10 protein-coding genes are annotated in these 13,794 nt (G+C 35.1%); 8 read left to right on the top strand and 2 right to left on the bottom strand.

Annotated features, from left to right (window positions below; all coding sequences use genetic code 11):
* Positions 1 to 59: 59 nt before the first annotated feature.
* The 8 genes from PK35_RS15410 to PK35_RS15375 all read left to right on the top strand — a co-directional run bounded on the left by PK35_RS15410 (position 60) and on the right by PK35_RS15375 (position 8,913).
* A complete protein-coding gene (locus tag PK35_RS15410; protein WP_044627472.1) occupies positions 60 to 719 on the top strand; it encodes a metal-dependent transcriptional regulator in 660 nt (219 codons plus the stop codon).
* The gene (locus PK35_RS15405) at positions 706 to 2,958 is read left to right on the top strand and encodes a TonB-dependent receptor (protein WP_044627471.1); all 2,253 of its coding nucleotides are present in this window, start codon (positions 706 to 708) and stop codon (positions 2,956 to 2,958) included. The genes PK35_RS15410 and PK35_RS15405 overlap by 14 nt, the downstream gene beginning before the upstream one ends.
* A 21-nt stretch (positions 2,959 to 2,979) precedes the next feature.
* The gene (locus PK35_RS15400) at positions 2,980 to 3,915 is read left to right on the top strand and encodes a metal ABC transporter solute-binding protein, Zn/Mn family (RefSeq protein WP_044627470.1); all 936 of its coding nucleotides are present in this window, start codon (positions 2,980 to 2,982) and stop codon (positions 3,913 to 3,915) included.
* Between the two features lie 288 nt (positions 3,916 to 4,203).
* Positions 4,204 to 4,974 carry a metal ABC transporter ATP-binding protein gene (locus tag PK35_RS15395; RefSeq protein WP_044627469.1) on the top strand — a complete coding sequence of 257 codons (771 nt, stop codon included), beginning with the start codon at positions 4,204 to 4,206 and terminating at the stop codon, positions 4,972 to 4,974.
* 17 nt (positions 4,975 to 4,991) lie between these two features.
* Positions 4,992 to 6,119 carry a metal ABC transporter permease gene (locus PK35_RS15390; RefSeq protein WP_044627468.1) on the top strand — a complete coding sequence of 376 codons (1,128 nt, stop codon included), beginning with the start codon at positions 4,992 to 4,994 and terminating at the stop codon, positions 6,117 to 6,119.
* Complete coding sequence (locus PK35_RS15385) at positions 6,112 to 7,272, top strand: metal ABC transporter permease (protein WP_044627467.1); 1,161 nt, start codon at positions 6,112 to 6,114, stop codon at positions 7,270 to 7,272. Before PK35_RS15390 ends, PK35_RS15385 begins: the two co-directional genes overlap by 8 nt.
* 45 nt (positions 7,273 to 7,317) lie before the next feature.
* Positions 7,318 to 8,529, top strand: a complete 1,212-nt coding sequence (locus PK35_RS17230; RefSeq protein ID WP_052826036.1) for a hypothetical protein — start codon at positions 7,318 to 7,320, stop codon at positions 8,527 to 8,529.
* A 24-nt stretch (positions 8,530 to 8,553) separates the two neighbouring features.
* Complete coding sequence (locus tag PK35_RS15375) at positions 8,554 to 8,913, top strand: YraN family protein (RefSeq protein WP_044627466.1); 360 nt, start codon at positions 8,554 to 8,556, stop codon at positions 8,911 to 8,913.
* A 79-nt stretch (positions 8,914 to 8,992) separates the two neighbouring features.
* Here PK35_RS15375 and PK35_RS15370 read toward each other — a convergent pair whose 3' ends face one another.
* Together PK35_RS15370 and mfd are read right to left on the bottom strand one after the other, a co-directional pair.
* Positions 8,993 to 10,324 carry a TlpA family protein disulfide reductase gene (locus PK35_RS15370; protein WP_044627465.1) on the bottom strand — a complete coding sequence of 444 codons (1,332 nt, stop codon included), beginning with the start codon at positions 10,322 to 10,324 and terminating at the stop codon, positions 8,993 to 8,995.
* A gap of 91 nt (positions 10,325 to 10,415) precedes the next feature.
* Entirely contained in the window at positions 10,416 to 13,775 is a 3,360-nt protein-coding gene (gene mfd / locus PK35_RS15365; protein WP_044627464.1) for a transcription-repair coupling factor, read from the bottom strand.
* Between the last annotated feature and the right edge of the window lie 19 nt (positions 13,776 to 13,794).

Here is a 13,794-nt window from a genome sequence, read left to right as displayed (position 1 = left end):
TTTTAGCTACATTTGAATAAATTTTTAAGCTTACTTAAAAATAATTTAAAGCCAATTAAATGTCTGTAGCCATTGAAAACTTTGTAAAGGCCATTTACAAAAACGGAAAAAGCAATACCAACGACACAAAACCTGGTAATATTGCTAAAGAACTTGGTATTTCTAGTGCCGCTGCCACCGATATGGCTCAAAAACTAGCAGCAAAAGATATAATCGTTTATAAAAAATATCAACCTTTAAAGCTTACCGAAAAAGGCAACAAAATGGCATTAAACATTGTGCGTAAACATCGTTTATGGGAAAGTTTATTGTTTAAATTATTCGATTTATCGTTACATGATATTCATCGTGAAGCCGAATTATTAGAGCATCAAACTTCCGATTTGTTAGCCGAAAAAATAAGTGATTATTTGGGCAACCCAAAATTTGATCCGCATGGTGACCCTATTCCAACAGCAAGTGGAGAAATTACAACTACAGATACATCTGTACCGCTTTCAAAAGCATCAGAAGGCAAAAATTACATTATTTCGAGACTATTAAGCACCGATAAAGAGTTTTTCGATTTTTGTTCGGCAAATGCTTTAAAATATGGCAATACCATTCATGTGTCAAAACAATTTACTTCAAGTAAAATGACACAAATTTCAATAAACAATAACACCATCGTGCTTAATAGCGATTTCTCTAACATTATATATGTCGATGAAAAAGAGTAGTCTCGTTATAATATTTACTTTATTAGCTTTCATATTAAAAGCACAAAATATAACTGGTAAAGTTACTTCAAACAATGCGCCTTTACCTTATGTTAATGTGTATTTAGAACACACAACAAAAGGCAATGCCACGAACGAATCTGGAAATTACAGTATAAAAAACGTTTCCGAAGGCACTTATACAATAGTCGCCTCTTTCACTGGGTACAAATCTGTTAAAAAACAGATAAGCATTAACAATCAGAATGATATTACCGTAAATTTTGAGTTGGAAGAAACCGATAATTTAAACGAAATTGTAGTTACTGGAACCTTAAAACCTGTATCTCGTTTAGAAAGCCCGATTCCTGTTGAAGTCTATTCTACCTCATTTTTAAAACAAAACCCAACACCAAATATTTTTGAAGCACTCCAAAATGTAAATGGCGTACGACCTCAACTAAATTGCAATGTTTGTAACACCGGCGACATTCACATTAATGGTCTCGAAGGACCTTACACTCTAGTTTTAATCGATGGTATGCCCATTGTTAGCGGTTTATCTACGGTTTATGGTTTATCAGGAATTCCAAACGCATTAATAGAACAAATTGAAGTGGTTAAAGGCCCTGCTTCGTCGCTTTACGGAAGCGAAGCCGTTGGCGGATTAATTAATATAAGAACCAAAGATTTTTATCGCGCTCCTATTTTTTCTGCGGATGCTTTTGTAACCAGTTGGGGCGAAACTAACATCGATTTAGGAGCTAAAGCAAATGTGGGTAAATCAGCAAGTGTGTTATTTGGGTTGAATTATTTTAACTACTCCAACCCTATTGATAACAACAATGATAACTTTACCGATGTTACCTTGCAAGATCGTATTTCGGTGTTTCAAAAATGGAATTTTAAACGGAAAAGCGGTAAGTTATTTTCTATTGCTGGTAGATATTTTTATGAAGATAGATGGGGTGGCGAAATGCAATGGAATTCATCATACCGCAGTGGAAACGAAGTTTACGGCGAAAGTATTTACACCTCACGATATGAGTTAATTGGAAACTATCAATTACCAATACCTGAAAACGTTAGCTTTCAGTTTTCATATTCCGATCACGACCAAAATTCGGTTTACGGCGACACACCGTACCTCGCCAAACAACGCATTGGTTTCGGACAATTGCTTTGGGATAAATCCTTAACAAATCACGATTTACTTTTTGGTATTGCTGCTCGTTATAATTTTTACAATGATAATACGCCCGCTACAACAAATGCCGATGAAGTCACTATTCCTTCAATTTTTATTCAAGATGAAATAAAATTAGACGAAAAACAAAATCTGCTTTTAGGTGCACGATATGATTACGACAAGCGCCATGGATCAATTTTTACACCACGAATGGCTTACCGTTTTAAACCTTCAAAAAACGATATTATTAGATTAAATGCAGGCACTGGTTTTCGCGTGGTGAATTTATTTACCGAAGAGCATGCTGCACTTACGGGAGCACGCGATGTAGTGATTGAAGAAGCCTTGAAGCCTGAACAATCATACAATATAACTCTTAACTATCTAAAATCACTCAAAACGAACACAGGCGAATCGTTTACTTTCGATGCTTCCGTTTGGTACACCCATTTTACCAATGCTATTATTCCCGATTACGACACCAATCCTAACCAAATTATCTATAGTAATCTTGATGGTTATTCAACCTCAAAAGGCACTAGCATAAATATTGATGCTGTTTTAAACGCCAATTTAAGAACTTCAATTGGCGCAACATATCAAGACGTTTCAAAAACAGAAAACGATGTGAAAACACAACAAATTTTAACTGAAAAATTTAATGGAGTTTGGTCGGTTTCCTATAAAAATTACCCAACACATCTTACGCTAGATTATACGGGCAGCATTTATGGCCCTATGCGATTACCGCTTTTAGGTGATCTTGACCCAAGAAGCGAATATTCGCCAACATGGAGCATTCAAAATATTCAATTAACCTACAACGGATTTACTAATTTTGAAATTTACGGTGGCATTAAAAACCTATTAAACTGGACACCAAATAAAGGCAATCCGTTTATAATCGCAAGACCAGAAGATCCGTTTGATGAAAATGTACAGTTCGACAACCAAGGTAACGTCGTTGCTACCAACGATAATCCGTATGCATTGACTTTTGACCCTTCGTATGTGTATGCACCAAACCAAGGACGACGATTATTTTTTGGCATGCGATACAGCTTAAATTAATACAATTAAATGTTTTAAAAAATGAAAAAATATATAGTTTTAATAACCCTTGCAATCAGCCTTATAAGCTGCAAAAACAACACCAAATCTAACTCCAAATTAAACGTTGTAACCACAACCACCATGATTACCGATTTGGTAAAAAACATTGGTGGCGACGTTATTGAAGTTAAAGGTCTAATGGGAAGCGGTGTCGATCCGCACCTTTACAAAGCCAGCGAAGGCGACGTAACAAAACTTACCAACGCCGATGTTATTTTTTACAACGGTTTACATCTTGAAGGTAAATTGGTTGAAGTCTTTGAAAAAATGAAAAGCAAAAAAACCGTTGCTATTGCTGATGCTTTAGACAAATCGACTTTAATTGGTTCGGAATATTTTGCCTCAAACTACGATCCACACATTTGGTTTAACATCGATTATTGGATGCAAGCCGGTGCCTATGTTGCAAAAACACTGGAAGAAGCAACTCCAGAACACGCTGAAACTTTCAGAAAAAATTGGGAAAGTTATCATGCGCAATTAGTAACTTTAAAACAGGAAATTTCAGGGATAATTGAAACGCTTCCGCAGGAAAAACGCATATTGGTAACAGCACATGATGCCTTTAATTACTTCGGAAAATCGTTTCATTTTGAAGTTGTTGGTTTACAAGGTTTATCAACAGCCACTGAAGCCGGTGTGCAAGATGTACAAAAGCTCGCAGCCTTTATTATTGAGAATAAAGTGAATGCGATTTTTGTGGAAAGCTCGGTACCAAAACGCACCATTGAAGCTTTGCAAGCTGCTGTAAAATCGAAAAACCACGACGTAGCTATTGGCGGCACATTATATTCTGATGCCCTAGGAAATGCAGGCACGGTTGAAGGCACTTACATTGGTATGTATAAATACAATGTGAATACGATTGTTGGCGCGTTGAAAGCCTCTCCTAACCTCTCCAAAGGAGAGGAATAAAACGCTAACTTATAAGTTTAGTTTTTAGAGAATTGAAAGTTTAATTTGAACAGTCCAGAAAATACCAGAAACCAAGTCCCACATTCCGATAAAATCGGAATCATCAATCTGCAGAAATAGAGAGTGAGAAAACGTAATTGCGAAGTGTAGCTTCAAGCATGAAGTTTTTAAAACAAAAGTTCCGCAGGAATTTCCTCAGATTGATATGATTTTTTGGCTTGGTCTATCCTGAGCGTAGTCGAAGGGTTTTGCATCAAGGCAAAATGAATAAATAAATTTATTAACATTATGTCACAACAAGTAGATAAAACAAAAACGGAAAAAACAGGTGCTATTGCAGTTCAAGTAGACGACCTCACCGTTGCATACAACTACAAACCCGTTCTTTGGGATATCGATTTAGAAATTCCCGAGGGTGTTCTTATGGCAATTGTTGGACCAAACGGCGCGGGAAAATCAACCTTAATAAAATCTATTTTAGGCATTTTAAAACCTATTGCAGGTAGTGTAAACATCTACGGAAAGTCTTATAAAAAACAACGTCATTTAGTGGCTTATGTTCCTCAAAAAGGCAGCGTTGATTGGGATTTCCCAACCACCGCACTCGATGTGGTTACTATGGGAACTTATGGTAGTTTAGGTTGGATTAAACGCCCCGGACAAAAAGAAAAAAAGGAAGCCCTTGAAGCCCTTGAAAAAGTTGGTATGTTACCCTTTAAAAACCGACAAATTAGTCAGTTATCTGGTGGACAACAACAACGTATATTTTTAGCGCGCGCTTTGGTGCAAAACGCTTCTATTTATTTTATGGATGAGCCATTTCAAGGTGTTGATGCCACTACCGAAATTGCCATAATTAATATTTTAAAGGAATTACGCAAAGCAGGAAAAACAGTAATTGTGGTGCACCACGATTTACAAACCGTTCCCGAATATTTCGATTGGGTAACCTTTTTAAATGTTAAGAAAATTGCCACCGGACCAGTAAAAGATATTTTTAATGACGATAACCTTACGAAAACTTACGGTATTAATTACAAAGTAAGTATTCAAGAATGATGTAATTCCTGTAAAGAATGAACATAAAAGAATACATAGAATTACTTTTCACAGATTACACCTTGCGTACCATAACACTAGGCACCGCTATTTTAGGTGCGGTTACTGGCATGCTTGGTAGTTTCGCCGTATTAAGAAAACAGAGTTTATTAGGCGATGCTATTTCTCATGCAGCGCTACCTGGCATTGCTATTGCTTTTTTACTCACAGGTACAAAAGATTCAAATGTGTTGCTTATTGGCGCTTTAGTGAGTGGTCTTGTCGGTACATTTTGGATACGAGGTATTATCAAAAAAACACATTTAAAATCCGATACGGCTCTTGGATTAATTCTGTCGCTCTTTTTCGGTTTCGGAATGTTATTGCTTACTTTCATTCAAAAGCAACCTAACGCCAACCAAGCAGGATTGGATAAATATTTATTCGGACAAGCAGCGACACTATTAGAGCGCGACGTTTGGCTTATGACGATTGTTTCTGGCGCCTGTTTAGTTGTATTATTATTGTTTTGGAAAGAATTTAAAATCTTACTTTTTGACTCAGATTACACAAAAACTCTTGGGTTTAACACCAAAATAATTGATATTTTAATCACCTCTTTTATCGTACTCGCCATTGTATTGGGTTTACAAACCGTAGGTGTCGTACTTATGAGCGCCATGTTATTAGCTCCTGCTGCTGCTGCGCGACAATGGACCAACAAACTTGGTGTTATGGTGTTTTTAGCCGCTTTATTTGGCGCATTTTCTGGAGTTTTTGGTACAGCTATTAGCGCCACACAAAACAACCTTTCTACTGGTCCTGTAATTGTAATTATCGCGGGTGTTTTTGTGTTGTTCTCATTTGTGTTTTCTCCAAACCGAGGACTGCTATTTAAACAAATTCGTTTTATAAAAAACCGACGCGATTTACAGCTTCATAAAACCTTAACCTTTATGTATCACATTGCCGATACGCATGATAATGTTTCGCATCCGCATACGGTTAAAATACTGAACAATTTTCAAGGTTATACCAAAGGCACGCTTCAAAAATTGGTAAAACGAAATTTAGTTGAATTAGATGGAAACATGTGGAGTTTAACCGAAGAAGGTTATAAAACAGCTTCAAATTTGTACAATCAGCAAAACAAAACCGATGAGTAACGCACAAATAGAAATACAACTTATCGCCGCGTTAGTTGCCATAGCTTGCGCCATTCCAGGTTCCTTTTTAGTCCTCAGAAAAATGGCCATGATAAGCGATGCTATTAGTCATTCTATACTACCAGGTATTGTTATTGGTTTTTTTATTACTCAAGATTTAAACTCGCCTGTACTTATTCTTTTAGCTGCCCTTACCGGAATTATTACCGTGGTTTTGGTAGAATACATACAAAACACAGGATTGGTAAAAGAAGACACCGCTATTGGTTTAGTTTTTCCAACACTATTTAGTATTGGTGTTATTTTAATTGCTAAAAATGCCAACGATGTACATTTAGATGTAGATGCCATTCTTTTAGGTGAATTAGCCTTTGCGCCTTTTGATAGATTACTTATTTCTAGAGTTGATGTTGGGCCAAAATCTTTATGGATTATTGGATGCATTTTAATTATAACAATCACATTGCTTATCGCCTTTTTCAAGGAATTAAAAGTAAGCACATTTGATGCTGGATTAGCGGCTTCCTTAGGCTTTTCGCCAACGTTAATTCACTACGGGTTAATGTCGATATCATCAATAACCTCGGTTGGTGCTTTTGATGCTGTTGGTGCCATTTTGGTGGTTGCTCTAATGATTGCTCCTGCTGCCTCGGCCTATTTAATCACTAACAATTTAAAGCGTATGCTCGTCTATGCCATAAGTTTTGGTGTGTTTAGTGCCATTGCAGGTTATTGGCTCGCTCATGCGTTAGATGCTTCTATTTCGGGTTCTATTACTACCATGCTTGGTCTCGTGTTTTTAAGCGTGTATTTATTTGCTCCTAACAAAGGCGTTATTGCAGTTTTATACCGAGAGAAACAACAACGCACCGAAGTACTTTTACTTACGTTTTTACTTCATTTAAAAAACCATACCGAAGAGACGGAACGCCATGTAAATCATTTAAATGAACATATTAATTGGGGGAAAGTTCGGAGTAAGACCATATTAGATTTGGCTCTAAAAAACAACATGATTCAGTTTAACAAAAACATTGTGGCTCTTACCGAAAAAGGTGATGCGTTTACTACGCAAGCCATCGATTACATCATTACCAACGAAGATGGACAAATTGAAGACATGAAAGATGATTTCTTTTTGTTTAGGGGTTAGTTTTGGTATCTTTATTGTGGCTAATTAATTCAAAAACTAGCCATTATGAAAACTATTATACTCAATATCTTCGTAATCTTTTGCTTCATTTCTTGCAATAATGAATCGAAATATCAAGGCAAGTGGATAAACTCTGCAGTTAAACCAAGTCGTTTAAATAATGAATCAAAAAGTATCATCATTGAAAATGATTCAATCAAATTCAACTTTCCTTATTTTGATTATTGGCATAAATACTCTTTAAAAATTAAAAATAGAGAGTTACTTTTTAATGATTATTCTGTTAAAGCTAATGTAAAAAAAGACACTTTAACACTCAACGATTCAATCTTTTTGGTTAGAAATATTTCTGATACTTCAAATTGGGATAAACCTTTATTAAAAATAAATCTACTCAACAGCATTATCCCTCAAGCATTATTCAAAGAAAATAGCGATAATGAAATTTTCCTATATTTCGGACAGAGCCTAAAAACGAATTCGTTAAGCTTACGATTAAATGATTCTTATGCAGAAATAAACGATATACCCCAGTTTGTATACAACGAACGTGCAAGCTCAAGATGCGAACTTACGCCATTTTATTCTGCCACATTTTTTATTGATAAAACTACACCGATGAAGTTTGTTGAAGACATGCTCTATCAATTAAAAGCTGTCAATCTTTTAAAAGTTAATTTCGTTGGAAAAATAAATTTAGAATATGATGATTCTCTAGGGTTTAGATACAGCTATGACATATTAACTAAAAAGCTATTTCCCTTTATTGAGAACGACGGTTACTACACAAATTCACTTAAGAAAATCTCCAAAGTACCACCACCGCCAATAACACTCTCGCTTTCAGATACCATAATACCGAAAACACGAATTATTTATTTAAAGAATAATCAAATAATTCATAATAACACAACGATTACTACTGGTCATTTAAAAAATCTTATAAAACCATGGATTGAAGAAAATGATATTATAATTAGCCTTTATGATTTAAATTCGAATTTTAATATATTTTTTGAGATGAACGCCATAATTAACAATGAATATATAGACTTTAGAAAATCTTTGGCTAAACAAATGTTCAATAAATCACTTTATGAGTTAACCGATGAAGAATATTTTGATATTAAATTGAAACATCCTATGACTCATGTTTGGGATTTTTCAATACCACATTACAATCATATTATTAGAAATAATAATTCCTTTTTTGGCTTAAAAGTTCCTTTAGTGGATTCCGCATCGAGGGCGGAATGACAAAATAAACCCTACTTTAGCAAAATGGCACAACACAACGAATTAGGCAAAAAAGGTGAACAGTTAGCGGTTGATTTTCTTATTGAGAACAACTATGATATTATTGAACGCAACTACCGATTTGATAAAGCCGAAGTTGATATTATCGCTCAAAAAGAAGATACATTAGCCATTATTGAGGTAAAAACACGATCAACCATAGATTTTGGTAATCCTCAAGATTTCGTAAAACCAAAACAAATAAAAAATTTAGTTAAAGCTGTTGATGAATATGTTACCGTTAACGGATTAGATTTAGAAGTTCGATTTGATATTATTGCTATTGTAAAAGAGGGCAAGCAGTATAACATAGAACATTTAGAGGATGCTTTTTATTATTTTTAAGGCTTATGTCATCCTGAACTTGTTTCAGGATCTCAAAACCGAAAGATAACCACGTCCACTCCTCGTTATGACATTTTAATTACTCTTCTCCTTCAAAAAACAGTTTTAAAGCCTCAAAATCTTCTGGTTTGGTAATAATTTTTTTGTCTTTATCAAGTATAAAATAAGTTGGTGTTGCTGTAACACCATAATCGTTACCAATTTGATTATCCCATTTGCCTTCACCATACACATGAATAAACTCAGGATAATTGTAAGTTAGGGTTTTCCAACCATAAATTTGATCTTCTAAACCAATCGCAATTACTTTTACTTTACCTTTTTCGTAAGTTTTTACCAATTTATGTAACTGAGGGATTTCATCTAAACAATGCGAACACGTGCTACTCCAAAATACAATAACGTAATTTTCAGCCAGCTTTAATTCGCTTAACTTTTTGGTGGTTACTGTACTTTCTTTTTTAAACTCAATTGAAAAATCGGGAGCTACACTACCATTCGATAGGTTTTTGTACAGAATTAAAGTGTGTAAAAGCTCTTGATCGTTAAGCTCTACGGCAATATTCATTAAATAATTTTCAGAAATATAGTTAGCCACAGGTTCTATTCCTAAATCAACCATTTGTTGCCATAAATCGACCAACATGATACGTTTAGTTTTTACAGGCACCTTCTGCATGGCCTTACAAAATACACTTATGTTTTGTTTATAATTGGTAATATCGTCTTTGGTTTCATCACTCATTCCAAAAACGTAATTCAGCATTTTTTCATCTAAAAAATTAGAACTTTGAAGGGTAGTATTTGCAAAATCGATATTATCGAAATAGTGTTTCCTTAAATTACCAATATAGGTTTTAACATTTTCAACTTTTGTTGGAATATAAGGTTTATTGGCTTTAATAAAATGTAATGCAATGGTGTTTTGAGCCGCTTTTTCAAAATTAGTTTGAGTTTCCTTTTGGGTTTTAAAAATAGATTTTAAAGCCGTTGTATCTTTACTTTGACTACCATAATAATTACTTAAACTCTGTGTAATCATAGACATGCTATTGGTATAAGAGGTAAGCAATTTGTTTTCGATAGATTTTACAAAAGTTACGCCTGTTTCAGAATTAAAGGTTAGTTCAATATTTTCTTTTCCGTTGTAAATAATATCGAAATTATAATCTTCTTGTGGTAACGCATAAACCAAGCGATACATCCCTTTTGTTACTGTTGAATCTAATTGTATTTCGAACGATCCGTCCTTCTCCAATTCATAACTCGCCACATACTCCGAAACTGTTGGTGTTACTTTATACAAAATAGTAGCGCGAAACTCTCCCGCAGGCGAAAAAACCCCTTTTATAGTATGTTGCGCCAACAACATATTGGGTAAAAAAATGAAGAGAAAAAATATGCGTTTCATTTATATTGATTCTTTTGGTATGTTGGTAATCTTCTTTTTAAGTTTGATGCTAAAACAAATTCAGTATCACGTAAAATTATTAATTCAATAATTAAGCAGCAATAGGTTTTAATGCGTTTAACGCCTGTTTTACAGTTTTTATGTTGTTAAACGTAAGCAATAATCGCAATCCGTTTCGGGTTTGTTTTTCCTTCATTTTACAAGCTTCAGGGTGTTTTTGTACAAACTGTAACACGTTAGTAAAATTAGTACTTTGATAAAAACTACTTTGCTGATCGTTAATAAAATACCCTATTAATTTGTTTTGCTTCATCACCACTTTTTCGAAACCAATTTTGGTTGCCAGCCACTTTATTTGGACACTGTTTAATAAATCGGTCACTTGTTGTGGTAATTCGCCAAATCTATCAATTAAATTAGCTTCGAACTTTTGTAATTCTTCGTCTGTTTTCAATTCGTTAAGTTGAGTGTACAAACTTAAACGCTCTGCAATATTATTTACGTAATTATCTGGGAAAAGGAGCTCGAAATCGGTATCAATGGTAACATCTTTTACGTAAACCTTGTTTTCTTCAGGTTCGTCGTATAAATCTTTAAATTCGTTTTCCTTTAATTCTTCAATAGCTTCGTTTAATATTTTTTGATAGGTATCGAAACCAATTTCATTTATAAATCCGCTTTGTTCACCGCCCAATAAATCGCCTGCACCACGAATTTCTAAATCCTTCATAGCAATATTAAAACCACTACCAAGCTCGGTAAATTGGGATAAAGCTGTAATTCGTTTTCTGGCATCTTCAGTCATTGCCGAATACTCTGGCGTAATAAAATAACAGAAGGCTTTTTTGTTGCTACGCCCTACACGACCACGCATTTGGTGCAAATCGCTCAAGCCAAAATTATTGGCGTTATTAATAAAAATGGTGTTGGCATTTGGCACATCGAGGCCACTTTCAATAATTGTTGTACTTACCAACACATCAAAAGCGCCATCCATAAATTGCAACATGAGTTCTTCGAGTTTTTTACCATCCATTTGCCCATGTCCAACGGCTACTTTAGCATCGGGTACCAAACGTTGAATCATGCCTGCTACTTCTTTAATATTTTCAATACGATTATGAATGAAAAATATTTGTCCGCCGCGTTCTATCTCATAACTTACCGCATCTCGAATGGTTTCTTCGTTAAAACGAATTACGTGACTTTCGATTGGATAACGGTTTGGCGGTGGTGTTGTAATAACCGATAAGTCACGCGCTGCCATTAAACTAAACTGAAGCGTTCGTGGTATTGGCGTTGCGGTTAGCGTTAACACATCTACATTTTCTTTTATGGTCTTAAGCTTTTCTTTTACAGCAACCCCAAATTTTTGTTCTTCGTCTACAATTAAAAGGCCTAAATCTTTAAACTTTACGTTTTTATTTACTAATTGATGCGTTCCAATAATAATATCCACAGTGCCTTTTTCGAGCTGCTCTAAAGTCTCACGTTTTTGCTTTGCCGTTCTAAAACGGTTGACATAATCTACAGTTACCGGGAAATCTTCTAAACGCTTTCTAAAGGTTCGAGCATGCTGATAAGCCAAAATGGTTGTTGGTACCAAAACAGCTACTTGTTTGCCATTATCTACCGCTTTAAATGCGGCTCGAATAGCCACCTCGGTTTTACCAAAACCAACATCGCCACAAACCAATCTGTCCATGGGGCGCTCGCTTTCCATATCGGCTTTAATATCGGCTGTTGCAGTACTTTGGTCAGGCGTGTCTTCGTAAATAAAAGAGGCTTCTAATTCGTGTTGTAAATAACTATCGGGTTGGTATTGAAAGCCTTTTTCGGTTTTACGTTTCGCGTAGAGTTTTATTAAGTTGAAAGCGACATGTTTTACACGTGCTTTAGTTTTTTGTTTCAGTTTTTTCCAAGCGGTACTGCCTAATTTATAAATTTTAGGTGGCTTACCATCTTTACCATTAAACTTGGTGATTTTGTGCAAAGAATGAATGCTTAAATACAGTACATCGCGCTCGCCATACACCAATTTTATGGCTTCTTGTTTATTACCTTCTACATCTATTTTTTGTAAGCCTCCAAAACGTCCAACACCATGATCGATGTGTGTTACGTAGTCGCCAATTTCTAAATTAGTAAGCTCTTTTAAACTTATAGCTTGCTTTTTAGCATAGCCATTTTTAATGTGAAATTTATGATAGCGCTCAAAAATTTCATGATCGGTATAACAAACTATTTTATTTTCATGATCTATAAAACCCTGATGAAGCGATACGATTATGGTATTATACGGACTAACCTCAAGATTTGAATCGTCGAAAATGTCGTGAAAACGTTTGGCTTGTTGCTCACTTACGCAGGCAATATAGTTGGTGTAGCCTTTGTTATGATTGCTATTTAAATCTTCAATTAATAAATTAAATTGTTTGTTAAATGATGGTTGCGGTGTTGTGTTAAACTCTAAGAAAGTATTCTGCGAAGTTTCTATTTTGTTCAGCATAACTGCCGAATTACCAAACTCAACAAGTGTAAAATCTAACAACTGCTTTTTTAATAACGAAGCATCGCAAAATAACTCGTTAGGTTTAGCGTGTTTTATATCTTTTGAAAGGTTTGCGAAAGCGTCTACAGCTTTACCATAAAAATCGTCGATTCTCGAAAACAATAAATCTGCATTTTTTATGCCTACAACTGTTTTTTGAGCCACGTATTTTAGGAAGCTTTGGCGTTTTTCTTCCACCATTTTATTCGCCACATTGGGAATAATATTGATTTTTTTAAGCTGATTTATGGACAGCTGCGTTTCAACATCGAAGGTTCGAATGGTATCGACCTCATCGCCAAAAAACTCGATTCGATACGGCTCGTCGTTACTAAACGAAAACACATCTACAATACCACCGCGTACCGAGAATTCTCCAGGTTCGGTTACAAAATCCACACGTTTAAACTTGTACTCGAAAAGGACTTCGTTTACAAAATCGATAGACAAATTATCGCTTACCGCAATTTTTAGTGTATTGCGCTCTAACTCTTTTCGGGTTACCACTTGCTCGAAAAGCGCATCGGGATAGGTTACAATTAAGGCCGGTTTTTTTTGCGAATTAATGCGATTTAAAACCTCGGCACGCAATAATACATTGGCGTTATCGGTTTCCTCAATTTCGTATGGTCTGCGGTAACTTCCTGGGTAAAAAAGTACATCTGGCTTATCGCAAAGTTGCTCGAAATCGTTCAGGTAATGTGCAGCTTCTTCTTTATCATCAAAAACCAGTAAAAACGGCTTTTTTGCTTGCTTAAAAGCATTTGCTAAAACAAATGATAATGCAGAACCTACAAGACCTTTTAAATGTGTTTTTGTTTGAGTTTGGGCAATAGCATCGTGCAGATTATGCGATTGCAAAACCTGTAAATAGGCTTGAGAGATATGGGTTTTACTCACCTAATTGTGTTTTTAAAGT

Origin of the sequence: Neotamlana nanhaiensis, assembly GCF_000943555.1 — a bacterium.
GTDB classification, from domain to species: Bacteria; Bacteroidota; Bacteroidia; order Flavobacteriales; family Flavobacteriaceae; genus Neotamlana; species Neotamlana nanhaiensis.
Note: the sequence above shows the minus strand (reverse complement) of the source record. Positions and strands in the feature narration are given on the sequence as shown.